Source organism: Shewanella schlegeliana, from assembly GCF_016765635.1.
Lineage (GTDB): Bacteria > Pseudomonadota > Gammaproteobacteria > Enterobacterales > Shewanellaceae > Shewanella > Shewanella schlegeliana.
The window spans coordinates 217,164-242,589 of record NZ_JAESVD010000007.1 but is presented as its reverse complement, the minus strand read 5'-3'; the positions used below and the strand labels follow the sequence as shown (position 1 = coordinate 242,589).

Here is a 25,426-nt window from a genome sequence, read left to right as displayed (position 1 = left end):
CAAATCTTAGCCGCACAGATACAGACTATTTTACCTGTTAATATCTGGGCGGATAAGAGGAATACTCGTTTTATGCTATTAAACAATTTTCATATTGCGACTAAATTAGCCATATGAAACTTACACCTTGGTGTAATCGCGTTCACCGAAGATAGCACTACCAATGCGTACCATGGTTGAGCCGTGGGCAACGGCTAGCTCTAAGTCATTACTCATACCGACTGAAAGGGTGTCGACGCTGTCGAAACGCTCAGCTAATTGCTGATAAAGCGACTGTAAGGCTGCCAGCTCCTGTGTGGCTGTTTGCTCATCGACATCTGCCGATGGAATCGCCATGAGACCGCGTAGAGTCAGGTTTGGTAGTCGTGCTATTTTTTCAGCCAGAGCAAATACTTCTTTAGCTTCAGTACCAGACTTATTCGCTTCTTGGCTAATGTTGACCTGAATACATATATTGAGCGGTAACTTAGACTCTGGGCGCTGCTCATTAAGCCTTTGGGCGATTTTTTCACGATCGACCGTATGCATCCAATCAAACAGTGTGGCAACCACCTTGGTTTTATTCGATTGTAGCGGGCCGATAAAGTGCCATTCGATATCCGGGAACTCTTGGCTTAGCGCGTTGATCTTAGATTCACCCTCTTGCACGTAGTTTTCACCAAAGCGGCGTTGACCCGCATGGTAGGCTTCGATGATCTGACTATTGGGTTTTGTTTTGCTCACTGCAAGCAGTTGTACATCTTCTGCACGGCGAGAAGAATTTTGCGCCGCTTGTGCTATCCGGCTCTGGGCGATTGCGAGTCTGTCTGTTATTGTTGTCATGTTGTAAGTTTTTGGTTGAATGGATATCCCAAACTATGGAAATCACAGAGTTACTAGCCTTTAGTGTAAAACACAATGCGTCAGATCTACACCTTTCAGCGGGTGTTTCTCCCATGATCCGTGTTGATGGTGAAGTGAGAAAGATTAATTTACCCGCTTTAGATCATCAAGGTGTGCATAGCTTAGTCTATGACATCATGAACGATAAGCAGCGTAAGGATTTTGAAGAACATCTAGAGATCGATTTCTCGTTTGAGGTTCCCGGTCTTGCACGTTTTCGTGTTAACGCCTTTAATCAGTCTCGTGGTGCTGCAGCGGTTTTTCGTACCATTCCCAGTGACATTTTGAGCCTTGAGCAGCTAGGTGCACCAGAGATCTTCAAGAAGATTGCAAGTTACCCTCGTGGATTAGTGCTGGTTACCGGCCCTACAGGTTCGGGTAAGAGTACCACCTTAGCGGCAATGATCGATTACGTGAATGAGAATCGTCATGATCATATTCTTACTATCGAAGACCCGATAGAATTTGTGCATCAAAACAAGCAGTGTTTGATTAACCAGCGTGAAGTACATCGTCATACTCATAGCTTTAACGCCGCGCTTCGAAGTGCGCTTCGTGAAGACCCGGACGTGATCCTTGTGGGTGAGATGCGTGACTTAGAGACTATTCGACTGGCGATGACGGCGGCCGAAACCGGTCACTTAGTCTTCGGTACCTTACATACCACCTCTGCCGCGAAAACTATCGACCGTGTTGTCGATGTATTCCCTGAAGGTGAGAAGGGCATGGTGCGTACCATGTTGTCAGAATCCTTGCAGGCAGTTATCTCTCAGACCCTGATTAAAAAGGTCGGCGGCGGCCGTGTGGCGGCTCACGAAATTATGATGGGTACACCTGCGATCCGAAATCTTATTCGCGAAGACAAGGTCGCACAGATGTATTCAGCTATTCAGACCGGTATGGCTCATGGTATGCAGACGTTGGATCAGTGTTTACAGAACTTGGTTAATCGTGGACAGATCACTCGTGAAGACGCGATGGCCAAGAGTTCGAATAAACAAGCAAACTTTTAATCAGTAATTGGTAATAGGGATAGTTAGTCTATGGATGTTCGTCCTTTTCTAAAGGTGATGATTGAGCGTAAAGCCTCGGATCTGTTTATTACCGCAGGTTTTCCGCCCAGCGCCAAGATTGATGGTGAGCTGCGCCCACTCGGTGAGAACGCCTTTAGCCCTGCTCAGTCTCTCGATTTTGTTGAGTCGTTAATGACCGATGCGCAAAAGCAGGAGTTTCACGCGTCCCACGAGTGTAACTTCGCTTTTTCTGCCAAAGATCTTGGTCGATTCCGTGTTAGTGCATTCTGGCAGCGTGAATCTCCCGGTTGTGTGATGCGCCGTATTGAGACCAAGATCCCTGAGGTCGATGACTTGATGCTGCCGCCAATCTTAAAAGATTTAGTGATGAGCAAGCGTGGACTTGTGATCATGGTAGGTGGTACCGGAACCGGTAAGTCGACCTCACTTGCAGCCTTAGTCGGTTATCGAAACACCCATGCTCGCGGTCATATTTTAACGATTGAAGACCCGGTTGAATTTGTTCATGACCATAGACAAAGTATTATCACCCAGCGCGAGGTGGGAATAGATACCGAGTCTTTCGATGCTGCACTTAAGAGCTCACTGCGTCAGGCGCCAGATGTCATTTTAATTGGTGAAATCCGTAGCCAAGAAACCATGGAGTTCGCTCTGTCTTTTGCCGAGACGGGCCACCTCTGTATGGCGACCTTACACGCCAACAACGCTAACCAAGCACTGGATCGTATTATGCATTTAGTGCCGGAGAGTAAACACCATCAGTTGCTGTTCGATCTGTCGTTAAATTTGCGCGGTATTGTGGCACAACAGTTGGTACCTAAGAGTGATGGTACTGGGCGGCGAGCGGCGATTGAAGTATTGATTAACACACCTCGAGTGGCGAGTTTGATTGCCAAGAATGAGCTTCACCTGCTTAAAGATACCATGGCTAAATCGAATGAGCAGGGGATGCAGACCTTTGACCAAGCGCTGTTAAAACTCTACACAGATGGCGAGATTAGTTACGCGGATGCCTTGCATTATGCTGATTCGCCGAACGATCTACGCTTGATGATTAAATTACAAAGCTCAGATCCAATGAGTTCTAGCTCGATGGATGGTGTCACACTCAATTTAGATTAAGCTTTATGTGAGTATAAATCAGGCAATAGATTCTATTGCCTGTTTTTTTGCGAGTCATAAAGGGTTTAATTGTATCGACAAAGAAGAATCAGTTAAGGAGTTATCTTGGCTAAATATTTAGGGCTCACTAAGGAAAATGGCCATCAAAAGCGTGGCAAAACAGGTGTGTTATTAGTTAATTTGGGGACACCTGATGAACCAACGACACCATCGGTAAGGCGTTATTTGGCGGAATTCCTCGCCGATCCGCGAGTGGTGGAGATCCCCAAGCTGGTGTGGATGCTTATCTTGCATGGCATTATCTTGCGCGTGCGCCCTGCGAAATCAGCGGCACTGTATCAGCAGGTTTGGACTGAGCAGGGTTCACCGTTAATGGATATCACACGCCGCCAAAGCCAAAAACTGGCTGAGTATTTTGCAAAAGAGGGCACTCAAGTCTCTGTGGATTTCTGTATGCGTTATGGTAAGCCTTCGGTGACATCGACGCTGCAGAGAATGCATCAAGAGGGCATCGATAAGATGGTGGTATTGCCCCTGTATCCCCAGTATTCAGCCCCGACAACCGCTTCAGCTTTCGATGCTATTGCCAAAGAGCTTATGAGCTGGCGTTATCTGCCAGCACTGCATTTTATCAACACTTATCATGATCATCCAGATTTTATCGATGCTTTAGCCGTATCGATTGCCAAAGACTTTGAGCTTAATGGTCAGCCGCAAAAGCTAGTACTCTCTTACCATGGAATGCCAGAGCGTAATCTGCATTTGGGCGACCCCTATTACTGTTTCTGTATGCAAACAACTAAGCTGGTGGTGGAAAAGCTGGGGTTAACTGAGGAACAATACATCACGACATTCCAATCTCGCTTTGGTAAAGCTAAATGGTTAACGCCATACACTGATGCAACCATGGAAGCCTTACCAGGCCAAGATGTAAAGGATATTGCCGTTGTGTGCCCAGCCTTTAGTGCTGATTGTCTAGAAACACTTGAAGAGATTGCAGTTGAAAACCGAGAGATCTTTGAAGCTGCAGGTGGTGAAAAGTATCGCTATATTGCGGCGCTTAATGACGATGATGCCCATATTCAGATGATGGCGAATATCGTTAAACCGCATATTTAGCATGTTTTTTTAGAGTTATCGGTAGAAAATAAAAAGGAGGCTAAGCCTCCTTTTATATATTAGTCGCCGTACTGATTTTCGAAGTAACTCTCAACAATCAACACCGCTGACATAGCATCGACCTGACCTTTGGTCAGCGCTTTATAGCCGCCCATTTCAAACAGTCTCGCCTTGGCATCGGCAGTCGTTAGGCGCTCGTCTTGAGTGGCAACTTTTACCCCAAAACGGCCATTTAAGCGGTTGGCGAACTTTCTCGCTCTTTGGGTCATCTCCTGCTCGGTGCCGTCCATGTTTAGTGGCAGGCCTACAACGATGAGATCCGGCTTCCACTCGCTAATGAGTGCGCCGATCTCCTCCCATTTAGGGATGCCATCAACTGCTTTAATCGATAACAGCGGTCTTGCACTGGCTGTGAGTTCTTGTCCAATCGCGATGCCGATACTCTTGGTACCGTAATCAAATCCTAAGACGCTCTTATCGCCCATTTTGTTTATTCCTAATCGTGTATATGGCTAAGTTAGCCGTCGCTGTATAAACCTAAGCGTGACCAGCGTGTTGAGACAGCTGCCAGATATCGAATCCCAGTGACTCGGTGGCAAGTTGCCAGCGTTTGTCATGTTCGACGTCAAACAATAGCTCAGGGCTTGCGGGGATAGATAGCCAAGTGTTTTCGGTGAGCTCTTGCTCCAATTGACCGCGGGTCCAACCTGCATAGCCAAGTGCGATAACAAACTTTTCTGGGGCCTTGTCTGAGCCTAAACTGGTTAAGATATCTTGCGAAGTCGTTAGCATCACCTCTGGAGTAATCGCATCACTATTGTTCCAGCACTCCTGAGTGGTGTGCAGTACAAAGCCGCGTTCAGGGTTAACCGGACCACCAACAAGCACCTCTTTTGCTAAGGAGGTGATTGGCTCTGGCTCTTCGTTTAACTCCATCTGCTCTAAAAGCTCATCGACAATGATGCCACTGGGTTTGTTTACCACGATCCCCATGGCGCCTTTTTCATCATGTTCACAGATATAGATCAATGAGCGTTCAAAAAAGGTGTCTTGTAGTGAAGGCATGGCGATTAAGAAGTGATTCTGTAAACTGTCCATCGATTTTTCCATAGTGGCAGGGCTTAACCGCCCGCTAATTTGACAGTGTAATTAAGCTTTTCGAGCAGAGTTTTGATTTGCTCTCTATTATCGGTTTGCACTTCAATATTGAATTCTTTCACCGTACCGCCACAGCCACACTGTTTTTTTAGTTTTTGAGCTAAGGCTTTTAACTCTTTCTCTTGCAAGCCTAGCCCTTTAATTACTGACACGCCTTTACCTTTACGGCCTTTACTGTCTTTATGAATTCTAACGATACCGTCACCTTCTGGCGCCGACTGGGTCTGCTTTTCAGGGGCAATTCTGCCGCTATCAGTGCTATAGACTAAAGATACATTTGGATCGGATTTCATTTGTATGGTCGCTGATGAACTAATGGAAGCAGTTTAGCAAAGTTACTAGCGTTACGGGAGAGGGGGGGAAGAGAATCTGCGTGTTTGCCAAGCGCTAAGCTATTGCTAACCAATCGCTAAGTGAGTGGGTAAACACGCGAGTACATTAAAGGTATAGCGCTAACTCAATCAGTAATGATGCAAAAGTCAGTGTTGCTAAAGGTGCCAGATATTTGTGGGTACTTGGCAGCGCTATGGCACAAGAGGTTAATACAAAGCCGATTGCCGTGCCAGCGAAGTGCATCACCGGAGCACTTACTATTGCGATGATGAGCCAGCTCAGTACTAATAAAGGCAGTATAACTAACGAGTACTTACTGAGTTTATCGACTATCGATGACTGACAATCTGAGTTGCTAGTGACTTTCTCTGGGGTAATAAAAAACATCACGGTTGCGATAGCAAAAGCTGCGATAAACCAAAGCATAACGACTCTCTTAAAAAAGCTAATTCAATTGATAATCATTATCATTTGATGGTGTGTTGAAGTCAAGATTAAGCTTTGGTTATTTAATAAAATTGAGTTGTAGAATAATAAATTGCTCTGTAAGCTGACTTTATTAAGTGCTCAAAAGATTATTGTTGGAGAAATCATGAAGAAGTTATTAGTTGTCATGGCTGCGCTGGCGTTAAGTGCATGTAGTTCACTTAAAACAAGTTCAGACTATGATCCTGGTGTAAATTTTTCAGATGTGAAAACCTACGCTTGGGTAGAGAAGAAAACAGCTGATTCGGCATATCATTTAGATGGTTTGATGGATCAACGCGTTCGTAAAGCAGTTAATGATCAACTGCAGTTAAAAGGTCTAAAAGAGACTGATGCAGCCAATGCTGATGTATTGGTCAATTATCTCACTAAAGTCGACAAGAAAATCAATGTTGATACCTTTAATACCAACTATGGTTATAACCCATACTATGGCCCTGGTTGGGGCTGGGGCGGCACAGGTCACACTCAAACAACGGTACGTGAGTATGACGTTGGCACTTTGATCCTTGATATGGTTAACGCCAAGACTGGTAAGCTTATCTGGAGAGGCTCTGTTGCAGATACTATGCGAGATAAAGATACCCCGGAAGAACGCGTAGAAGTGGTTAATGAAGCGGTCGCGGCATTATTACTTAATTACCCACCAAAGCCTGAAGGTAAGTAATCTAACCCTTCTTGCACTTTTCGAAAAACGGCCATCAGGCCGTTTTTTTATGTTTTTTTTTGCGTTCAATACGCTCGCTCACTCTTACTTGCTATGAACCTTTACTAAATAAACAACATAGATCTGCAACGGGCGATTAGTTAAGTAACCCGCGCATTAGGGTTCTTATCTTCTTATTGAACTCATTTTCCGAGCGGCTTTTATGTTGAATAACATCGACGTTAGCTTGCCAACCCAGTTGTTCAAAATCAATCTTGAGCTTGCAAAGTTGTCGAGCGGCAATTGCTTCTTCACAAAGGTGTAATGGCAATAAGGCCCAGCCAAACCCTGCTTTGGCCAGTTCGAATAGCATGTAGTAGTTATCTGCATGCCACACATTGGGTGAGTGGGGGGTATTAAACCAACCTTTGTGATTTTCTTTTGAGCCAATTAAAAGTTGCCGATGTAGTTTGAGTACATCGATATGTGATGAGGTTTCATGGGAAAGGGGGTGATTTGGGCTTACCAGCAACTCAAATTGAACCGTTCCAAGTGATTCAAAATCTAAACTTTGTGGGTACGATAATTCGCTAAACACGATTCCTAAGTTAGCTCGTTTTGTATCCACGAGGTGAATGATATCTAAGCTGGAAGCACAAAGTAATTCCAATTCACACTCGGGGTATTGAGCTGAAAAACTCTTCAGCATGGTTGTGAGTCTGTCATAGGGGATCGCTTCATCAACTGCAAGGGTGAGTTTTAGCTCATCTTGTTTGTCTAGTGCTTGCACTTGCAAATTAAGGCGTTGATGTTGAGCGAGCACGGCTTGAGCCTGTGGCAGAAGTTGCTCGCCTGCCCTTGTTAGTACCGGATAGCGGTGACTTCTATCAAATAGTGTCTGATTGGTATCTATCTCTAGATTGATAATGTGCTGACTAACTGCAGACTGAACCTTACCAAGCTTTCTGGCAGCGGCAGAGAAGGAACCCGTTTCGACGGTTGTTACAAATGAATAGAGTTGTTCGATAGTCAACATATCAGTAAAGGTGATGGTATCTAATTTTTATCTATCGTAATAAAAGATGATAATAGCTGCAACTTAACTTTAGGGGTATTTATCATGACTGTTAAAGACAGAATTATTCACGCGATTCTTTTTGAGGCCGTAGCCTTAGCGATTATTGTTCCGGCGGCATCTATGCTATCGGGTACAGAAGCGACTTCTATGCTAACAGTGGGGGTGGGTTTAAGTCTCTACACCGTTATCTGGAACTACTTCTATAACATCTGGTTTGACAAGCAGTTCGGTGCAGACAGAATTAATCGTACTCTAAAGATGCGTATTGGCCATACCTGTGGCTTTGAGGGAGGGCTTATCTTTATTACCGTGCCGGCTATCGCTTGGTTCTTAGGGATCACCTTGCTGCAGGCATTAGTTTTGGAGGCGGCCTTCTTAGTCTTTTTCTTCTTTTATGCCGTGGCATTTAACTGGTGCTACGACAACGTCAAGAACAGACTAAAAGTGGCAAACTAGTATCAGGATTATCTATAAGTGCGAACAAAAAGCCACGGCCTACAAAGCTGCGGCTTTTTTTCTGTAGGTTATTTTATCTGCTGTTAGCTTGTGATAGGGGTAATGTTTTGTGGTAATACTTTTTTTAAATTCGTCATACTGATGATCGTTGAGGTGATCTCCATCACGCATATTTGGGTTGCGAATATATATAGTCCGTGTTGAAAAAATGAGCTTAAACATTTGCTTATAACTATATGGATATATAAAGATGCATAAAAAACTCAAAATAATAACCCTCGCTTTATCTGTTACCGCTTCCACCTCTTTCGCGGATGAAATTGAAAAAATTACCGTTCACGGCCTACAACATCAAGACGATGGTACCTACACAAATATCTATTTAGGCAGTGATGTTACGGTTATCAGTAATGAGATGATCCAGTCTGCTGGTGGTGTGGATATTAATAAGATCCTAAGCCAGTTCGTTCCGGGTTTGTTTGCCAATGGGCGGGCTGGACGTCATACCGATACCGATTACTCGCTGCAAGGCAGTCGACCACAAGATATTCTCTGGCTGTTAGATGGTAATCGATTAAATAACCGGCTCTATGGCTCAACCTATACCGATAGCATCAACCCTATGATGATAGAACGTATAGAGGTGATCAAAGGCTCCCAGAGTGTGCTTTTTGGCTCAGAAGCGATTGCTGGGGTCATTAATATCATCACTAAAAGTTATCAGGGAAGCGATGCCGGAGAGCTGAGTCTAGCAGCCGATACCCTGCCGAGTTATGATCTCTCTGGTTTTGTTAGCAGTGAAATCGACTCGGTTCAATTAAGTCTAGCTGCAAGCTCGAGTCAGTCTGAAGGTTACGCACTCTGGCCCGATGAAGAGTATTCACCAACGGCCGTGCTGGATAAAGAGCGTGGCTATCAAATGAATAACCTAAATGCCAAGCTTCGCTGGTCACTTAGTGATGCTCAGCAGCTTACCGTGTTTGCCCAATATAGTGATGGTTTGCTTGAGCGCCCATTAGCCTATGATGCGATATTAAGTGAGAATCAACGCAAACAAACTATCGCCTATGCAGACTGGCAATTGCAGGCTTCAGAGCAGCTGTTGCTGCAGGCTAAAGTCAATTACCAGCACTGGGACTCCCAATACAGTGAAATCACCCAAGATGAGAAGGGTAATGCCGAAGTAACATACTGGCAGGAGTATTGGGGCTTTAAAGATCTGGGGGCAACGGTTAGCGCTAACTATCAGACAGAAGCTGGAAGCCAATGGGTTTTCGGTGGTCAATATGAAGAGTATGAAGGTGCCGATGAGGTGATGCTATTCACCGCAGAAAAAGATCAAAGCTACTCGCTATTTAGTCAGTATCAACCCAAGATTTATGCCTTGCCAGATACTCAACTATCAATCGGTGCTAGGGTTAATCGCCTAGCAAATGATGAAACTATCTGGGTTGGTAATCTCGCATTAACCCATGATATCGCTCAGCATCTACAACTTAAGGCAAATCTAGGTAATGGTTATCGTCAACCAACGGTTTCTGAGCTGCACTCTCAAGTTGGTACACTAGGCAACGCCGAGCTAGTCGCCGAAACGAGCAATAGCATTAATGTTGGACTTCAATACCAAGGCGATATCTCCCTTACTGTCGATGGTTTCTGGCGAAGTATCGACAACCTTATTGAGCCACGCGCCATCACCGCGACGGAATTTATCTACGATAACCTCGATGCCCGTGTTGAGAGTTATGGTATCGATCTACATCTAGTAACTGAGTTATCGTCACAGCTGCTTATGGAACTGAGTGGTAGCTATGCCTCTGCCGAACGGCAAGATACTGGCGAACAGATTGAACGAGTACCTGAATATACTGGGTTTGCGAAACTTAGCTATGATGTCAATGATGATATTGCTGCTTGGGTGAGTGGTCAGTATGTTGGTGAGTTTCTCGATTACGGCCTTATTGCAGGCGATTACCTGCTAGCGAATGTCGGCATTCAAGCTTGGATAACAGAGCAGCAGGATCAGCAACTCTCTCTTACTATCGATAACCTGTTTGATAGTGAGGTGACCCAAAGTATTTTTAAGCACGGTCATAAAGCGCAGTACCCTATCGCAAGCTTAGGTGCTCCTCGTACATTACAGCTGCAATATCGTTATCTATTTTAGTTTGGTTAGCTGGGTAAGAAAGAGGGGGGCTAGCCTTATATCGCCCCTTACAAGTCCCCTTTTGTCTGTGGGACAAAATCGAAAACTGGCTGATATTAACTATGATTGTAATGATTAAGTTAATTATTAGGCTGTGTTTTTAGATTGTTTGACATAAAATGCTGCTTAGTTAACCTGTGAGGATTAATGATAGATATCGCTTATGACGTTGAGCATTACTAGTCAGATATCAGGCTTGCGGCTAAAATCTTAGAGGAGTGTGTTGGATCTGGGGGAGGGTAGCTATGGTAAAGTTGACGTTAATACTGATTGTTAGCGTGCTATTTTCAGTAGGGGGACTCGCTCGCCAGTGGCAAGATACGGATCTTGATGGGGTGCCAGATCTGAAAGATGCCTGTGAAGATACTGCGAGAGGCCAGATTGTAGATGCTCGTGGCTGTGATAATCGTCAAGCCAGTACTATGAAAGCACAGCAGCTTAGAATCATGTCAAACTTGTGTTTTGCAACGAGTAATGGGCAACTCTTTCCAGCTAGCTGTACAGAAAAGTCATCTATTAGTGTTAAGTTTGAGTTTGCTCAATCTCAAGTTCTCATGTCTCAAGAGCAAGCATTTGAGAAGCTTAACTCTTGGCTGGCAGTGACAAGAGTGCCTCTTTTGCTTGTAGGGCATACAGATTCAATAGGTGAGCAGAGTTTTAATCAAAAGTTATCATTACTTCGGGCTGAGCAGGTAAAAAAAATATTAGTTGAGCAGTTTGGATTTGCTGCCAATAGATTTCAGGTTAAAGGTATGGGAAGTCAACTTCCCATTGCCAGTAATCAAAATGCGTATGGTCGTGAACAAAACCGACGTGTTGAGTTTTTAGTTATTGTTCAATAGTTTTATCATAAATTTAAGGGAGTATGTAAATGGATAACTTGCAAGGTTTAATGGACCAAGCGCCAGAGCTAATCGTCACTTATGGCATGAAGATAGTCTTTGCCATTATCATTTTTGTCATCGGTAAGTTCCTGTCGAATGTTGCAAAAAAACTCACCACAAAAATATTGAAGAAGCGTAAAGTCGATACGACGGTAGTGTCGTTTGTTGCCAATATTGCTTGGGCACTGGTGTTTGTATTTACTATTGTAGCTACCCTTGGCCAAATTGGCGTACAAACCGCCTCTCTAGTCGCTGTGATTGGTGCCGCGGGTTTGGCAGTTGGTTTAGCGCTGCAAGGTTCACTGTCTAACTTTGCTGCAGGCGTATTGATGGTGCTATTTAGACCATGCCGAGTCGGTGACTATGTTGAAGCGGCGGGCATTGCTGGCACGGTTGATGAAATTACTATCTTCTCAACTCGCTTATTGTCTCCAGATAATAAAGTCATTATTGCGCCTAACTCAGCGATGATGAACGGCACTATTATTAACTATTCGGCGATGGAAACACGTCGCTTAGATTTGGTGATAGGTGTCTCATATGATGCGAACCTAGCCGAAACTAAAAAGGTACTAACTCATATCCTAGAAAATAGTCAGTATGTACTTAAAGACCCTGCTTATACAGTCGCTGTTTCAGAGCTTGCTGATTCGTCGGTGAATTTTGTGGTTCGCCCTTGGGTAAAAGGCTCTGATTACTGGCCTGCACACTTTGAAATTCTTGAGCAAGTTAAGAATGCACTCGATGAGGCGGGTATTGGTATTCCATATCCACAGATGGATCTTTATGTGAAAGAGACGCCTGCTGCTTAGTCGGTGAATTAGGCTCTCAACGCGCTTAATCCATCCCAAATGAGATAAGCGCGAGGTAATAAAAAGGTCGGCATATGCCGACCTTTTTTGTCTCTTTTAAACTAGTATATTAAAACTAATTTAATGTGCGTTGTCTGACTGATATTGGTAATCAAACTTGGGCATAGACCACTTATAGCGAATGGCTAGCATTCTAAAGCTAAAGCCAAATACCAGAGATATTGAAAGATTAATCCACTCAGGAACGCCGTTAAACTTCATCGCCACATAGGCCGACGCAGTCAATAGGGCGACCAAGGCGTAGAGCTCTTTCTTAAAGATCAGTGGCACTTGGTTACAGAGAATATCTCTAATGACGCCGCCAAATACGCCTGTCACCACTCCCATCACAATCGCTATCTCGGGGCTAAAGCCTAACATTAAGGTTTTTTGCGCGCCGATAATAGAGAATACAGCTAAACCAATCGCATCGATGGCTAGAAAGAGTTTAGACAGATGACGCATAACAGGGGCTATCATTACCGTCAGTAAAGAGGCTGCTGCAATGGCAATCAAATAATGGACATTTTCAATCCAGATTAATGGGTAGTTGCCGAGTAAGATATCGCGCAACGTGCCGCCACCTATCGCGGTAACACAACCTATTATGACTACACCAAACAGGTCCATCTGTTTTTTCCCAGCAGCCAGTGCACCTGTCATTGCTTCGGCCAAAATACCGATTAGCCATAAAAAGCTGATAACTTTAACTTCTAACATAATTCGCACTAGCTAAATAAAAGGAAGAGAATTCTGCCTCTTTTTAGGCCAAAAAGACAATGATAAAAGTTTTGATTTAGCATTATATTTTCTAATGTGGTTTTAGTGGGTGGGTGTTGGTTTTCAATCTGGTCGTGGGTTAGGAGGTATTCTTAATAAGATTTTTGTTTTAGAAGTATTCATGATTGCTTAATTTGCACTTTAGCTGTTGATATATTTTTGTGAGCGCTGTTTTTGCCAGTTTGTAAACTTTGGTTTTTTACTGGTAGTAGGCCCTACGCCAAAGTAATATTAGTCACTATTTGATAATTCCAGATCTAGAAACTTGAGGTTAACAATGATTGATTTTCGCAGTGATACGGTTACTAAGCCTACGGCTGCTATGCGCGCCGCGATGAGTCAGGCTGAGGTTGGGGATGATGTTTACGGCGATGACCCAAGCGTTAACTACCTTGAAGAGATGGCCGCCGAGATGTTTGGCTATGATAATGCACTGTTTACCTCTTCAGGAACTCAAGCAAACTTACTTGCTTTGATGGCTCACTGTGAGCGTGGTGATGAATATCTGTGTGGTCAGCAAGCTCACAACTATAAGTTTGAAGGCGGCGGGGCTGCCGTGCTTGGTAGTATTCAGCCTCAACCACTAACAAATCAAGCCGATGGCAGCATTTTACTCAGTGATATTGAAGCTGCAATTAAACCTGATGATATTCACTTTGCACGTACACGTTTATTGAGCTTAGAAAACACCATCGGCGGCAAGATTGTGCCACAAGAGTATTTAGCTTCGGCTCAGGCTTTGGCTTTTGAGCGTGGATTGAAAATTCATCTTGATGGCGCACGCGTTGCAAACGCGGCTGTGGCGCAGAATATCCCAATGACCGAGATCACTCAGTACTTCGACTCAGTTTCAATCTGTTTGTCTAAGGGCCTATGTGCTCCGGTCGGCTCGATATTGCTGGGGGATGAGCGTTTAATTACTAAGGCGAGACGCTGGCGGAAAGTACTTGGTGGTGGCATGCGTCAAGCAGGGATAATAGCGTCTGCGGCGACATTAGCATTAACTGAGCAGGTAGAGCGTCTTGCTGAAGATCACGACAATGCCGCATATTTAGCTGCAGAGTTGGCAACAATTGAAGGCTTTGAAGTCGATATGTCGCAAGTGCAGACCAATATGGTATTCGCTGCTGTGAGTGACAAAATTGATACCAAAGCACTAGCAGTTGATTTGAAGGCTAAGGGGATTTTACTCAGTCCAGGTAAAACCATCCGTTTGGTGACACATGCTGATATTTCTAGAGCCGATATCACGCGCTTTATCAGTGAATTAAAGGGGCTGTTAAGCCAGAGTTAGTTCGTTCTTTAGTCATTTAATTACTAAAAACCTAGGTAATAGCCTAGGTTTTTTGTTTTGGGCTAGAGATGCTGGAGAGATGTTTGCCCGGCAAAAGTATGATGCTATTGAGTCGGATCTATGCTGGTTTTGTTGCTGAAGTAATGGGTTAGGATTTTGAAGTGCTAAATTAGTCAGGAATAAAGGGCTAGTTAACGGGGCAACTTGGTTCTTTTTTAGTGCAAAACGATTGAGTAAGCTTACCTGAGAGTTGTAACGTATTGATTTTTCATGGTGATTATTTCTGGTGTCTTTCTTGCAATTCCTCAATATGAATACTGCTTTTAGGAGAACAGAATGAAATATTACAGTCGCCGTTTTATTAAACCTGAGCATTTAAATCCAGCCAATTTCCTGTTTGGCGGGCAACTCTTAAGTTGGATTGATGAGGAAGCGGCAATATTTGCTGGCTGCCAGATGAAGAGTCAGCGCCATGTCACCAAAATTATGTCAGAAATAAACTTTATGGCGCCAGCGCGTCAAGGTGATGTGATTGAGTTCGGTCTAGAGTTAATTAGTGCTGGAGCCACTTCTATTACAGTGTGTTGTAAAGTGCGTAATAAGCTGACTCAACTACCAATAGTGAGTATCGACAAAATAGTATTTGTACATGTTAATGAGAAAGGACTGCCCGCTGAGCATGGTATGCGGACTAATGCCGCGTAGTGTATATGGGGCAAACAAGACAAAGGCTCAATAATGAGCCTTTGTTTTATATAGAGAGTGGCAAATCGTTATTCTTCGCTAAGATCTTCTTTGACCGATTTAACCGCATCTCTTGAGGCGTGGCCAATTGCTTTAGTGGTATCTCGCGTTGCATGACCAATATCAGTGGTCACCTCTTTAGTTGTGTGGCCGATTTGACGACCAGCGTCTTTAAGCTCTGCACAACCAGTGGCGATTAAACTGAACAATAAGGCGGCAACTAAACTTAACTGTTTCATGGAGGAGTTATCCCTTTCTTATAATATTGCTGGCATTTTGCCAGCAATATTTCAGTTTCGCTAGCCGATAAGCGCAGTTTTATCAGTGCAACTTTAAATGTGGATGGATAATACGGCTGATCCCTTTGGCAAACATTAATAGGGTGCCTTTGATTGGGCCATGTAGTTCAATCAGATGTCTTCTGTATAAAGAGGTATATACGAAACGGGCAATCTTACCTTCAACCATGATACCGCCGCCGATAAAGGACATCAGGTTACCTACAGTGTGGAACTTTGACAGGTTAACCAATGCACCTAAATCTTTATATACATAGTTGTTTGAAGCGGCTTTACCCGCTAGCAATAACTTGATGTTGTCGGCAGTCATCAATGCCATCTGTCTTGCTGACTGCCCCCGTGGCGGCACCCAGCTACCGTCTTCTTGCGGACAGGCGGCGCAGTCACCGATAGCAAATATTGCAGGATCGCGAGTGGTTTGCATGTTTTGCTGCACCATCACTTGATTGATATGGTTGCTTTCAAGGCCACCGATATCTTTCAAGAAATCAGGAGCTTTAACTCCCGTCGACCAGATCACCATATCTGACTGGATAAATTCACCTTCAGAGGTATGTAAACCCTCTGCGGTGACTTGATTAATACGCGTGCTGGTCATGACTTTCACGCCAATAGAGGTTAACTCTTTAGCTACAGAGGCTGAGATCTCCTCTTTCTCTACCTTAGGTAAAATACGCTCATCAGCCTCGATCAGGGTAATTTCCAGTAGGCTGCTATCGATTTTATAACCGAAACCGCGTAGTTGCTCAACGGCGTGATGCATCTCCGCCGACATTTCAACGCCTGTTGCGCCTGCACCGACAACAGCGATTTTTATTTTGTCATCGAGTTGGTGGTGGCTTGCATAGCGCATAAATTTATTAAGCAGCATGGTGCGGATCTCCATCGCCTGCTCGGTACTATCTAAAAATACGCAATGCTCTCGTACGCCTGGGATATTGAAGTCATTGGCGATACTGCCAATGGCAATGACTAAGTAATCATAATCGATACGACGAGCAGGTAATAACTCTCGCCCTTTGTCATCGTTTATTGGGGCTAGAATGACCTGCTTTGCATCTCTATCAATATCGGTCATCGCTCCTTGCTGGAAGTGATAACCATGGCTAGCAGCATGGCCACGGTAACTGATAGCATCGATGCCGATGTCTAGTGCACCAGTGGCAACTTCATGCAGAAGTGGTTTCCAGATGTGGCTTTCGGCGCAGTCTACTAGTGTGACTCTCGCTTTTCCTTTTCGCCCTAGCTGATGACCGAGTTTAGTTGCGATCTCCATTCCACCAGCGCCGCCACCAACGATGACAATATTAGCCATTTCATGCATGAGATTTTTAATCCTTAAGTCGATAGAACTGTAAAATAAAAATAGGTCCGACGATTAAACACTATTTAACGAGTGTGATTGTTGTGGTCAACGATTGTTCTACATTGAGAATAGTCACCAAAAATACGCTTAAAAAGTGTAGCAGTAGATATGAAAAACGGCAATTAGGCGCTTTGTTAGCTGAAAAGGCGGGGAAAGTGAGGTTGTTTGATTTTATAGTATTGTATTTTAAGGTTTTATTGTTTTCTTTTGCAAGGTTTTCCTGGCCTTGTCTGGCAAATGAACGCTAGTGTTTTGTGAGCTGAATAGGAGAGGGACGTCAGAAGTGTGATCTTGCTCTTTTGTAAGGGGAAAATCAAAAGCGGCATGTTTTAGGTGTTTATAACTAAAACATGCCAGCAATTATTAAAGCTTGCTTAAGCGAGACTTATAATCTTCGATAACATGCTCCATGATCTCTTGCACTGAAGCGTCTTTAGTTTTGTTATCCATAAAGACTTTGAAGGTGACCAATACATGTTTGTCATCTTTGAGGCGACTATTTTGCATGGCAAAGTAGGCCTGCTCCTGTTCGCATTCTCTTACAACATATCCATCATGTTCAAATAGTCGGTTGCCAGAATGGCTGTGCCACTTAGTAATTCGGTCTAGTGCGATTTCACATGAGCGGTTTAACTCAATATGATTGCGCCAGCTTGTTGGGTGCGCAGGATCCTTAACGTGAGGGCATCGGACGGTGTAGTTGTATACATGAGAGATTGCTGTCATAAATTACCTACCTGTTCGCTGTGACGAGTGCCATCTTAGGCACTGTTTTTTATCTTGGTCAACCACGTTAGTGGTTTGGGCGTATTTTATGGTTTTTTATTTGAACAACGATGAATTAACTGATGTGTATCACTTTTCTGTGCATATTCAAGTTTGGTTAACTTAATTTCTCTATACATTCATCCACATATCGGCGAATACAATCAAGTTATCTCATTATCTATTTTTATATGCTAGTTAAAACCTTAGTCGCTGTACCTCCTGTTTACCATGACACTTAAGTCGATAACTTTGTTCCAGATCGCACTTTTGCCGGATGATGCCGAATTAGTAGCGGCTTTGGCTAATAAAGCAACAGTTGAATTGCTCGTACTAGGGTCATTGAGATTCATTGTAGCCAAATAGCTAGAGTTTTATATCACGCTCTTGTTAAATAAATTGCTAATTTGATGCCAATAGGTTTCTTTTGTGTGTTGCATAAGTCTATAATTTCAGGATGAAAATAAAGCGCATATCCTACCTATCAGGAGGCTTAAATGGCCGGTTCAGTTTCAAATATTAAGTTGTGGGTGCTCATTCTCAGCGCTGCAGTTATCTCAGGCTGTGGTGACGCACCAGCGCCGCAGCAAGCTGTACTTCCGAGCGTTATCGTTAATACTGCTCATAAAGAGATGATCACGCCTAAGTCTGAGTTTGTTGGCCGAACTCGAGCGTCTGAAGACGTGGTGATTAAACCGCAGATCCAGGGGCAGTTACTGAAGCGCAGTTATGTTGAAGGCGATGATATTAGTGCTGGCGATCTGTTGTTTGAAATCGACCCATCGACTTATGAAGCGGAGCTTGCCCAGCATCAAGCGGTTTTAAAGCAGGCTAAAGCCTCTAGAGATGTGGCGGTGATGAATTGGGAACGTGGTCGTCGTTTGCTACCTGATGGTATGATCAGTGCTCAGGATATGGACGAGCTGACTAGCCGCAAACTCACTACCGCTGCAGGTGTTGTGCAAGCGGAGGCGGCGGTAGAAGCTGCCAAGCTTCAATTAAGCTATACCAAAGTTTTTGCGCCGATTTCCGGTCGTGTCAGTCAGTCTGAAGTAAGTCTCGGTGACATCATCACTCCTCAGACAGAGATGGCGAATATCGTGCAGCTTCAGCCTATGTGGGTTAATTTTCAAATAGCCGAAAAGGCTCTAATCACAGCTCAACAACAATTCTCAAAAGCGAAAGAAAAAGAGATCAAAATTGAAGATCTGGTTATGCGACTACGTCTACCGAATGGCACCATGTTTGATGAAGTTGGCCATATCGACTTTATTGGCAACCGAGTCGATGCAGCAACCGGTACCTTACCTGTGCGTGCCACCTTTAAAAATGCCAATAGCTTAATGCTGCCAGGGCTGTTTGTCACTTTAGTGGTTGAATCGCCAATCACAGAGAATGCGCTACTGATCCCTCAAGCCGCAGTGCAGGAAGATCAGCAGGGTCGTTTTGTGATGGTAGTTAATGAGCAAGATGAAGTGCAAAAGCGCGTTGTTGAGCTCGGTGAGCGTTTTGGTGTGGAGTGGCGGGTGCTTAGCGGTTTAGAAGATGGTGATCGTATCGTTGTTGAGGGATTACAGAAAATTCGTCCCGGTATCAAGGTCAACCCAGTAGAGCAAGAAGTGGTGCCTTTCAAAGAAGATGAAAAATCATAGTTGGAGGTGGTGATGAGACCTATTTGTTTAATTGCTTACTTCGTAATTAGCAGCATTATGAGCTGCCCAAGCCTTAATATTAAGGCTGACAGGGGAATGTCATGATTAGTCAGTTTTTTATTAGAACAGAAGCCCTAAGTTTGCTGCTTTTGACGGGGGAATGTCATGATTAGTGAATTTTTTATTAACAGGCCTAAATTTGCCTTTGTGATCTCAACTGTTTTGACTTTGGTTGGTTTGATCGCCATTCCTGTCCTATCCGTATCTGAATTTCCCGAGATAGCGCCACCTCAGGTGAGCGTTTCAACCAGTTATTCAGGTGCCAGTGCCGACATTGTTAAAGACACCATTGCCCAGCCCATTGAGGCCGAAGTTAACGGTGTCGAAGGCATGCTCTATATGGAGTCTAAAAGCGCTAACGACGGTAGTTATTCGTTGAATGTAACCTTCGATGTGGGTACCGATGCCGATATGGCGCAGGTGAAGGTGCAAAACCGTGTGCAACAGGCGATGCCACGTCTGCCTGAAGAAGTTAAGCGTCAAGGTGTGAAGGTAGAGAAGCAAAGTCCGAACATGTTGATGGTGGTGAACCTTGTTTCCCCTAATGAAACCTTCGACTCACTGTTTATCACTAACTATGCTGGGCTTAATGTAAAAGATGCGCTGGCGCGTCAGTATGGTGTGTCAAAGGTGCAGGTCATTGGTGCGCTCGATTATGCGATGCGTATTTGGCTCGATCCTGATCAGATGGCGAGTCTTGGGGTGACCGCAACCGATGTTATTGGTGCACTGCAGGAGCAAAATATTCAGGTTGCGGCTGGGCGCATCGGCGCCGCGCCAGTGGATCCTGACCAGCAGTTCCAGTACACCCTTCAGACCAAGGGGCGTCTTAAAGATCCGCAAGAGTTTTATGATGTGATGATCCGTGCCAATAACGACGGCTCAAAAGTGGTCGTTGGCGATGTGGCACGAGTGGAGCTGGGTTCTCAAACCTATGACGCGCAAGGTAAGCTAAATAACAAACCTTCGGCGATTATCTCTATCTACCAGTCTCCCGATGCAAATGCGTTGGAGGTAGGTAAAGCGATTAAAGCCGAGATGGAGAAACTCTCAGAGCGCTTTCCTAATGACCTAGAATATGAAGTCTTGTACGACACCACCGAGTTTGTCGAAACCTCAATCAAAGAGGTGGTGCAGACCCTGTTTATCTCTATTGCGCTGGTAGTCTTTGTGGTGTTTATTTTCCTGCAAGATGTACGCTCAACGCTAGTGCCAGCGATTGCCATTCCAGTATCGCTTATCGGTACGTTTGCCTTCCTGTTGCTGTTTGGTATGAGCATCAACACGGTTTCACTATTCGCCCTGATCTTAGCCATCGGTATCGTGGTGGATGATGCCATCGTTGTGGTGGAGAACGTTACCCGTCTGATGCAAGATGAGGGCTTATCGCCGAAAGAGGCAACCTCGAAGGCGATGAAAGAGGTAACCGGCCCTATTGTTGCTACCACCTTGGTACTGCTCGCTGTATTTGCCCCAACGGCCGTGATGCCGGGGATCACCGGCCAGATGTACGCGCAGTTTTCTGTGACCATCTGTATTGCGGTATTGATCTCATCGATTAACGCACTGACTCTGAGTCCCGCGCTGTGTGCCTCTTTATTGCGTCCACCTAAGGCCCATGAGAAAGGTTTTCATGCAGCCTTTAATAGGTTATTTGAGCGTTTCACCGGAAAATACATGAAGTTAGTGTCGTTGTTGACACGTAAGCTTGTGTTGGTTGGTATTGTCTATGTTTGCTTAATCTTGCTAACAGGGGGCGTCGCGAAAATCTTACCCTCGGGTTTTGTACCTATGGAAGATAAGAAAGCCTTCATGGTGGATATTCAGCTGCCCGATGGCGCGTCGCTTAACCGTACCGAAGATGTGATGCGTGACTTAGTTGAGCTGACATTAGCTGAGCCGGGAGTGGAAAATGTTATTCACGCCAGTGGTTTTAGTATCTTGACTGGTTCGGTATCTTCAAACGGTGGTTTGATGATTGTGACCCTATCGACCTGGAGTGAACGTGAATCACCCGATATGGTTGAGTCAGCGATTGTGGCCAAGTTACAAGCGAAATATGCTGCGAATCCTGCAGTGAAGGCGATGGCATTCTCGCTTCCGCCTATCCCAGGTGTTGGTAGCGTTGGTGGCTTCGAGTTTGTGCTGCAAGACACTCAAGGTCGGAGTCCACAAGAGCTGGCATCTGTGATGCGCGCCTTGATTATGAAGGCCAATGAACAGCCTGAAATCGCCATGGCCTTTAGTAACTTCCGCGCCGATGTGCCGCAGATGTTTGTCGATGTCGATAGAGATAAGGCCAAGGCGATGGGGGTTTCACTCAACGAGATCTTCTCTACCATGCAAACCATGCTCGGCTCTATGTACGTTAACGACTTTAACCGTTTTGGTAAGGTGTTTAGGGTTATCTTGCAGGCCGAATCAGAGTACCGTAATTCTGACCGGGATATCTCTCGCTTCTATGTGCGCTCTAACACGGGGGAGATGGTGCCACTTAGCACTCTAGTCACTGTAACGCCGATTTTAGGCCCGGATGTGATGAACAATTACAATATGTTTAGCTCCACAACCATCAATGGTTTCCCGGCTCCTGGTTTTAGCTCTGGTGATGCCATTAGTGCAATGGAGCGTGCAGCTAACGAATCGCTGCCATCGGGTTACACCTTTGAGTGGACGGGGCAAACCTATCAGGAGATTAAGGCGGGTAACTTAGCACCGCTCATTTTCGGACTGGCGCTAATCTTTACCTACCTGTTCTTGGTCGCTCAATATGAGAGTTGGACCATTCCATTTGCGGTTATTCTCGCGGTACCTATTGCCGTATTAGGTGCATTCCTCAATATATTGCTGGTCGGGTCTGATTTAAACCTCTATGCCCAGATTGGTCTGGTACTGCTTATCGGCCTCGCCTGTAAGAACGCCATTCTAATTGTTGAATTTGCTAAGCAGTTGCGTGAAGAAGGCAAGAGCATTTTAGAAGCTGGCGAGACGGCGGCAAGACTGCGTTTTCGTGCGGTTTTGATGACGGCATTCTCCTTCCTTTTAGGCGTACTGCCACTGGTTATTGCTACTGGTGCTGGAGCGGGAAGTCGCCGTGCCCTTGGTTACTCGGTATTTGGCGGTATGTTAGCGGCAACAGTTGTAGGCACCCTGCTGGTGCCAGTATTTTACGTCATGATGCAGAAGATGCGTGAAAAGGTGAAAGGTCAGCCTCAAGACAAGGAGGCTGCTAATTAACTTATGCCTGTAGAGTGGTAGTGATAGAACTAAGGCCTGCTTTGATAGCAGGCCTTTTTATTTCCAGTCCCAAACCACTATTTTTGACTGTGGTTCTTTGGAGTTTTTCCGAAATTACGCCTAGCTTAAAAGGCAATGGCTATTAAAAGAAAACTTAAAACAGGAGCGGTTACCGCCGATCATCAGCTGCTATTGTCGTTAATAGCGTCACTAAGCTTGAGGGAGTTATTTAGACTAAAGGCTCATTTGAAATGTTATTGAGTGACGAGAGCTATAGAGAGATTGAATAGTGGAGACATGCCCTGAAACTACCCCAGAAAGGAAAAAGCCCACTCCGAGGAGTGGGCTTCTAAGCTTGCTTTAACTTTTGCAGGGAAAAAGCGAACCAGTCGATTATACCAAATGTGTAACCCTTTGTATCAGTATTTAAGATTAAAATAGTCTTAAATAGTGATGTTGTGCTGAATTTTGCGTCAATTCAGTTCTTTTTACTTCTAAAAAAGTAAAGCTTATTAAAGATGTGCCTCGGTTATTAAAGATGTGCCTCGGTATATGTATTGCTGTTGACCGTTAAAATGAAAAGTGAACGATAGCAAGCTAACTGTTGGGAGCGTAATTTGCCTGCTACCTTTCACCTATAACTCAGTCAATTAATGCGCAGGTTAAAGGGCATTAGTAAAGATCTTGCAGATCTCATCGTGAGTTGCCTGCTTAGGATTTGTGAAGCCACAAGCATCTTTTAGCGCGTTGTCGGCAAGAGTTGGAATGTCTTCAGCCTTCACGCCTAGCTTGGTGAGGTTTTCTGGAATATTTACTGCGACAGATAGTGCCTTAATCGCGGTAATTGCAGCCTCTGCACCTTGTTCGTCAGTCATGGCTGACACATCGACGCCCATCGCCTTAGCCACATCTTTTAGACGACCCGGTACCACTTTTGCGTTGTAGGCTTGAACATGAGGTAGTAACAGTGCGTTACATACACCATGAGGAAGATCGTAGAAGCCACCAAGTTGATGCGCCATCGCATGAACATAGCCAAGACTCGCGTTATTAAATGCCATACCCGCAAGGAACTGGGCATAAGCCATCTGATCCCGCGCTTCGATGCTTTGACCGTTTTCAACCGCTTCAATCAAGTTACCCTGGATAAGCTCAATCGCTTTAATAGCGCAGGCATCGGTAATTGGGTTAGCAGCGATAGACACGTAAGCTTCGATAGCGTGAGTCAGCGCATCCATCCCCGTTGCAGCCGTTAGACCTGCAGGCTTAAGTAGCATCAATTCGGGGTCGTTTACAGACAAAATTGGCGTGGTGTTTTTGTCGACGATAGCCATCTTGATATGACGCTCTTCATCGGTAATGATGCAGAAACGGGTCATTTCACTCGCGGTGCCCGCTGTGGTATTAATCGCAACGAGAGGAAGCTGTGGCTTAGTAGAGACATCTAAGCCTTCATAATCTTTAATGCTGCCGCCATTTGTGGCCACAAGTGCGATGCCTTTTGCACAATCATGAGGTGAGCCACCACCTAAAGAGATGACAAAATCACAGTGATTCGCGGTTAAGATCTCAAGACCTGCCTCAACGTTACCAACAGTTGGGTTTGGTTGAACGCCATCGAAGATCACTGAGTTGATATCGTTGCTGGCAAGTTTATCGGTGACTTGGGCTACAAGGCCAATATCAACCAGAGGTTTATCTGTAACAATTAATGCATTTTTGAAGCCCAGCGACTTGATGTCACCAATAGCTTCAGTGACGGCGTCTTGCCCTAAGATATTGACAGATGGGATGAAAAATTTAGCAGCCATAAGAATCACCTATACGCTTAATGTTAAAAGTTGTTATCTTTTCTGGTAATTAAAGTACCAACACTAATGGCATAAAGGTGTGATCTTGCTCTAACTCTCGCTAGGGTTTGTTGAGAATTAGCTCGAAAGTTGGATCTATCTTCCCGTTCTTGTAATTTTATGACACAAAAGGGGGCTTAAAGTGAGTTATGGCTCGTTAATTGCTCTAACGCTAGGAGTTATTTAGCTAAAGTTAAAGCAGTAGGCTGCTATCTATCTCATGAAACTGGGTTACAGAGTCGATAAGTGATTTGGCCGTTAAGCTTGGTACGCCATACACTTGCGTTTCGACGCCATATTTTTGCTGGATTCTTTGCATCAAGAGATCGAAGTCACCATCACCTGAAAGTAAGATCACAGAGTCGACTTCACTGGCGGCTTCCATAATATCTATAGTGATCCCCACATCCCAATCCCCCTTAGCTGAGCCATCGCTTCGTTGGATAAAAGGCTTAAGTTTTACCTCAAAGCCGATATGTTTGAGTGCGTCTTGAAATTTTAGCTGACCATCATCGCCACGATGAATGGCATAAGCGGTAGCCGCTGTAATTTCACCTTCATAACCGAGATGCTGCCAAAGTTTGCGGTAATTAAATTGGCTTCCATAGGCTTGGCGGCAGGTGTAATAGATATTTTGCACATCGACAAATAGGGCGATTCTTTTCACTGTATGCTCGTTTGGGTAGCTTGGAAGTTAAGGTGTGCGCGCCATTGCAAAGGGCACAAGAGTATAAAGAATACTATTGCATCGAGGGGAAAATAGCGATGCTTTTAGTATGAGGTTATCGATATCACAATAGGATCATGGCTGCTTTAGCTGAGATATTAACGGCTCTAGTCTGTGGTGCTAAATATAGAGATCGATATGAGCCGTGCGTCTTTGAGGGGCTTGGCGGCGGTCATACAGATCTAGCCTATTAGTTTGTTCGCTGACTCGCCTATCTATGCTGGTACGGCGCTCAGTGACAAATTGACCGTTGATATTAAAGGTTTCATATAGCATAGGTTGTTGATCTTTTGGCAATGGCTTTTGCATAGGCATGACCTGACTCACGTGTAATGGCTATAAGTATAGATAATAATCGCAGAGCTCGTTCTCAGACTCGTTTTTAGACAAGTCCTCA

General features: G+C 44.6%; 25 protein-coding genes. 12 read left to right on the top strand and 13 right to left on the bottom strand.

Annotated elements, in window-relative coordinates; genetic code table 11:
• Positions 1-120: 120 nt before the first annotated feature.
• A complete protein-coding gene (locus tag JMA39_RS14005; RefSeq protein ID WP_202722478.1) occupies positions 121-822 on the bottom strand; it encodes a YggS family pyridoxal phosphate-dependent enzyme in 702 nt (233 codons plus the stop codon).
• 35 nt (positions 823-857) lie between these two features.
• On the opposite strand from JMA39_RS14005, the gene JMA39_RS14000 reads away from it, so the two are divergent.
• From JMA39_RS14000 to hemH, 3 genes are all read left to right on the top strand, one after another.
• Entirely contained in the window at positions 858-1,895 is a 1,038-nt protein-coding gene (locus JMA39_RS14000) for a type IV pilus twitching motility protein PilT (RefSeq protein ID WP_202722477.1), read from the top strand.
• A 30-nt stretch (positions 1,896-1,925) separates the two neighbouring features.
• Positions 1,926-3,038 carry a PilT/PilU family type 4a pilus ATPase gene (locus JMA39_RS13995; RefSeq protein ID WP_202722476.1) on the top strand — a complete coding sequence of 371 codons (1,113 nt, stop codon included), beginning with the start codon at positions 1,926-1,928 and terminating at the stop codon, positions 3,036-3,038.
• A gap of 105 nt (positions 3,039-3,143) precedes the next feature.
• A complete protein-coding gene (hemH, locus tag JMA39_RS13990; protein ID WP_202722475.1) occupies positions 3,144-4,157 on the top strand; it encodes a ferrochelatase in 1,014 nt (337 codons plus the stop codon).
• Positions 4,158-4,216: 59 nt separating this feature from the next.
• Here the strand turns inward: hemH and ruvX are convergent, their stop codons facing one another.
• The 4 genes from ruvX to JMA39_RS13970 all read right to left on the bottom strand — a co-directional run bounded on the left by ruvX (position 4,217) and on the right by JMA39_RS13970 (position 6,074).
• The gene (gene ruvX, locus JMA39_RS13985) at positions 4,217-4,642 is read right to left on the bottom strand and encodes a Holliday junction resolvase RuvX (protein ID WP_202722474.1); all 426 of its coding nucleotides are present in this window, start codon (positions 4,640-4,642) and stop codon (positions 4,217-4,219) included.
• Positions 4,643-4,694: 52 nt separating this feature from the next.
• Positions 4,695-5,255, bottom strand: coding sequence for a YqgE/AlgH family protein (locus JMA39_RS13980; protein ID WP_202722473.1), 561 nt, complete (start codon positions 5,253-5,255; stop codon positions 4,695-4,697).
• 23 nt (positions 5,256-5,278) lie between these two features.
• Positions 5,279-5,608, bottom strand: a complete 330-nt coding sequence (yciH, locus tag JMA39_RS13975; protein ID WP_202722472.1) for a stress response translation initiation inhibitor YciH — start codon at positions 5,606-5,608, stop codon at positions 5,279-5,281.
• Between the two features lie 145 nt (positions 5,609-5,753).
• Positions 5,754-6,074 (bottom strand): hypothetical protein, encoded by a 321-nt coding sequence (locus JMA39_RS13970; protein WP_202722471.1) that lies wholly within the window; start codon positions 6,072-6,074, stop codon positions 5,754-5,756.
• A gap of 166 nt (positions 6,075-6,240) precedes the next feature.
• Between JMA39_RS13970 and JMA39_RS13965 the strand changes: the two genes are divergently transcribed.
• Complete coding sequence (locus tag JMA39_RS13965; RefSeq protein WP_202722470.1) at positions 6,241-6,801, top strand: DUF4136 domain-containing protein; 561 nt, start codon at positions 6,241-6,243, stop codon at positions 6,799-6,801.
• Between the two features lie 136 nt (positions 6,802-6,937).
• On the opposite strand, the gene JMA39_RS13960 is transcribed toward JMA39_RS13965, so the two are convergent.
• Positions 6,938-7,816 (bottom strand): LysR family transcriptional regulator, encoded by an 879-nt coding sequence (locus tag JMA39_RS13960; protein ID WP_202722469.1) that lies wholly within the window; start codon positions 7,814-7,816, stop codon positions 6,938-6,940.
• 84 nt (positions 7,817-7,900) lie between these two features.
• Here JMA39_RS13960 and JMA39_RS13955 point away from each other — a divergent pair, with 84 nt between their 5' ends.
• The 4 genes from JMA39_RS13955 to JMA39_RS13940 all read left to right on the top strand — a co-directional run bounded on the left by JMA39_RS13955 (position 7,901) and on the right by JMA39_RS13940 (position 12,216).
• Positions 7,901-8,314 carry a PACE efflux transporter gene (locus JMA39_RS13955; protein ID WP_202722468.1) on the top strand — a complete coding sequence of 138 codons (414 nt, stop codon included), beginning with the start codon at positions 7,901-7,903 and terminating at the stop codon, positions 8,312-8,314.
• Between the two features lie 250 nt (positions 8,315-8,564).
• Positions 8,565-10,481, top strand: coding sequence for a TonB-dependent receptor plug domain-containing protein (locus JMA39_RS13950; RefSeq protein WP_202722467.1), 1,917 nt, complete (start codon positions 8,565-8,567; stop codon positions 10,479-10,481).
• Positions 10,482-10,765: 284 nt separating this feature from the next.
• The gene (locus JMA39_RS13945; protein ID WP_202722466.1) at positions 10,766-11,362 is read left to right on the top strand and encodes an OmpA family protein; all 597 of its coding nucleotides are present in this window, start codon (positions 10,766-10,768) and stop codon (positions 11,360-11,362) included.
• 29 nt (positions 11,363-11,391) lie between these two features.
• Positions 11,392-12,216, top strand: a complete 825-nt coding sequence (locus tag JMA39_RS13940) for a mechanosensitive ion channel family protein (protein ID WP_202722465.1) — start codon at positions 11,392-11,394, stop codon at positions 12,214-12,216.
• 120 nt (positions 12,217-12,336) lie between these two features.
• Here the strand turns inward: JMA39_RS13940 and JMA39_RS13935 are convergent, their stop codons facing one another.
• On the bottom strand, positions 12,337-12,975 hold the full coding sequence (locus JMA39_RS13935) for a trimeric intracellular cation channel family protein (RefSeq protein WP_202722464.1): 639 nt from the start codon (positions 12,973-12,975) through the stop codon (positions 12,337-12,339).
• 337 nt (positions 12,976-13,312) lie between these two features.
• Here JMA39_RS13935 and ltaE point away from each other — a divergent pair, with 337 nt between their 5' ends.
• Complete coding sequence (gene ltaE, locus JMA39_RS13930; protein ID WP_202722463.1) at positions 13,313-14,329, top strand: low-specificity L-threonine aldolase; 1,017 nt, start codon at positions 13,313-13,315, stop codon at positions 14,327-14,329.
• A 336-nt stretch (positions 14,330-14,665) separates the two neighbouring features.
• Positions 14,666-15,034, top strand: coding sequence for an acyl-CoA thioesterase (locus JMA39_RS13925; protein WP_202722462.1), 369 nt, complete (start codon positions 14,666-14,668; stop codon positions 15,032-15,034).
• A 68-nt stretch (positions 15,035-15,102) separates the two neighbouring features.
• Here the strand turns inward: JMA39_RS13925 and JMA39_RS13920 are convergent, their stop codons facing one another.
• From JMA39_RS13920 to JMA39_RS13910, 3 genes are all read right to left on the bottom strand, one after another.
• Entirely contained in the window at positions 15,103-15,312 is a 210-nt protein-coding gene (locus tag JMA39_RS13920; RefSeq protein ID WP_202722461.1) for a hypothetical protein, read from the bottom strand.
• An 82-nt stretch (positions 15,313-15,394) separates the two neighbouring features.
• On the bottom strand, positions 15,395-16,696 hold the full coding sequence (locus JMA39_RS13915; protein ID WP_202722460.1) for an NAD(P)/FAD-dependent oxidoreductase: 1,302 nt from the start codon (positions 16,694-16,696) through the stop codon (positions 15,395-15,397).
• A 405-nt stretch (positions 16,697-17,101) separates the two neighbouring features.
• Positions 17,102-17,464, bottom strand: coding sequence for a cytoplasmic protein (locus JMA39_RS13910; protein WP_202722459.1), 363 nt, complete (start codon positions 17,462-17,464; stop codon positions 17,102-17,104).
• A gap of 536 nt (positions 17,465-18,000) precedes the next feature.
• Here JMA39_RS13910 and JMA39_RS13905 point away from each other — a divergent pair.
• A complete protein-coding gene (locus JMA39_RS13905) occupies positions 18,001-19,155 on the top strand; it encodes an efflux RND transporter periplasmic adaptor subunit (RefSeq protein ID WP_202722458.1) in 1,155 nt (384 codons plus the stop codon).
• Positions 19,156-19,320: 165 nt separating this feature from the next.
• A complete protein-coding gene (locus tag JMA39_RS13900) occupies positions 19,321-22,452 on the top strand; it encodes an efflux RND transporter permease subunit (protein WP_202722457.1) in 3,132 nt (1,043 codons plus the stop codon).
• A 662-nt stretch (positions 22,453-23,114) separates the two neighbouring features.
• Here the strand turns inward: JMA39_RS13900 and yiaY are convergent.
• From yiaY to JMA39_RS13885, 3 genes are all read right to left on the bottom strand, one after another.
• Positions 23,115-24,263 (bottom strand): L-threonine dehydrogenase, encoded by a 1,149-nt coding sequence (gene yiaY, locus JMA39_RS13895; protein WP_202722456.1) that lies wholly within the window; start codon positions 24,261-24,263, stop codon positions 23,115-23,117.
• Positions 24,264-24,495: 232 nt separating this feature from the next.
• The gene (locus tag JMA39_RS13890) at positions 24,496-24,969 is read right to left on the bottom strand and encodes a LabA-like NYN domain-containing protein (protein ID WP_202722455.1); all 474 of its coding nucleotides are present in this window, start codon (positions 24,967-24,969) and stop codon (positions 24,496-24,498) included.
• Positions 24,970-25,149: 180 nt separating this feature from the next.
• Positions 25,150-25,338, bottom strand: a complete 189-nt coding sequence (locus tag JMA39_RS13885) for a hypothetical protein (RefSeq protein ID WP_202722454.1) — start codon at positions 25,336-25,338, stop codon at positions 25,150-25,152.
• Between the last annotated feature and the right edge of the window lie 88 nt (positions 25,339-25,426).

Excerpts from the sequence above, each read along its gene's own strand:
- JMA39_RS14005 (WP_202722478.1), bottom strand. The coding sequence starts at position 822 with ATGACAACAATAACAGACAGACTCGCAATCGCCCAGAGCCGGATAGCA.
- JMA39_RS14000 (WP_202722477.1), top strand. The coding sequence starts at position 858 with ATGGAAATCACAGAGTTACTAGCCTTTAGTGTAAAACACAATGCGTCA.
- JMA39_RS13995 (WP_202722476.1), top strand. The coding sequence starts at position 1,926 with ATGGATGTTCGTCCTTTTCTAAAGGTGATGATTGAGCGTAAAGCCTCG.
- ruvX (WP_202722474.1), bottom strand. The coding sequence starts at position 4,642 with ATGGGCGATAAGAGCGTCTTAGGATTTGATTACGGTACCAAGAGTATC.
- JMA39_RS13980 (WP_202722473.1), bottom strand. The coding sequence starts at position 5,255 with ATGGACAGTTTACAGAATCACTTCTTAATCGCCATGCCTTCACTACAA.
- yciH (WP_202722472.1), bottom strand. The coding sequence starts at position 5,608 with ATGAAATCCGATCCAAATGTATCTTTAGTCTATAGCACTGATAGCGGC.
- JMA39_RS13970 (WP_202722471.1), bottom strand. The coding sequence starts at position 6,074 with ATGCTTTGGTTTATCGCAGCTTTTGCTATCGCAACCGTGATGTTTTTT.
- JMA39_RS13965 (WP_202722470.1), top strand. The coding sequence starts at position 6,241 with ATGAAGAAGTTATTAGTTGTCATGGCTGCGCTGGCGTTAAGTGCATGT.
- JMA39_RS13960 (WP_202722469.1), bottom strand. The coding sequence starts at position 7,816 with ATGTTGACTATCGAACAACTCTATTCATTTGTAACAACCGTCGAAACG.
- JMA39_RS13955 (WP_202722468.1), top strand. The coding sequence starts at position 7,901 with ATGACTGTTAAAGACAGAATTATTCACGCGATTCTTTTTGAGGCCGTA.
- JMA39_RS13950 (WP_202722467.1), top strand. The coding sequence starts at position 8,565 with ATGCATAAAAAACTCAAAATAATAACCCTCGCTTTATCTGTTACCGCT.
- JMA39_RS13945 (WP_202722466.1), top strand. The coding sequence starts at position 10,766 with ATGGTAAAGTTGACGTTAATACTGATTGTTAGCGTGCTATTTTCAGTA.
- JMA39_RS13940 (WP_202722465.1), top strand. The coding sequence starts at position 11,392 with ATGGATAACTTGCAAGGTTTAATGGACCAAGCGCCAGAGCTAATCGTC.
- JMA39_RS13935 (WP_202722464.1), bottom strand. The coding sequence starts at position 12,975 with ATGTTAGAAGTTAAAGTTATCAGCTTTTTATGGCTAATCGGTATTTTG.
- ltaE (WP_202722463.1), top strand. The coding sequence starts at position 13,313 with ATGATTGATTTTCGCAGTGATACGGTTACTAAGCCTACGGCTGCTATG.
- JMA39_RS13925 (WP_202722462.1), top strand. The coding sequence starts at position 14,666 with ATGAAATATTACAGTCGCCGTTTTATTAAACCTGAGCATTTAAATCCA.
- JMA39_RS13920 (WP_202722461.1), bottom strand. The coding sequence starts at position 15,312 with ATGAAACAGTTAAGTTTAGTTGCCGCCTTATTGTTCAGTTTAATCGCC.
- JMA39_RS13915 (WP_202722460.1), bottom strand. The coding sequence starts at position 16,696 with ATGCATGAAATGGCTAATATTGTCATCGTTGGTGGCGGCGCTGGTGGA.
- JMA39_RS13910 (WP_202722459.1), bottom strand. The coding sequence starts at position 17,464 with ATGACAGCAATCTCTCATGTATACAACTACACCGTCCGATGCCCTCAC.
- JMA39_RS13905 (WP_202722458.1), top strand. The coding sequence starts at position 18,001 with ATGGCCGGTTCAGTTTCAAATATTAAGTTGTGGGTGCTCATTCTCAGC.
- JMA39_RS13900 (WP_202722457.1), top strand. The coding sequence starts at position 19,321 with ATGATTAGTGAATTTTTTATTAACAGGCCTAAATTTGCCTTTGTGATC.
- yiaY (WP_202722456.1), bottom strand. The coding sequence starts at position 24,263 with ATGGCTGCTAAATTTTTCATCCCATCTGTCAATATCTTAGGGCAAGAC.
- JMA39_RS13885 (WP_202722454.1), bottom strand. The coding sequence starts at position 25,338 with ATGCAAAAGCCATTGCCAAAAGATCAACAACCTATGCTATATGAAACC.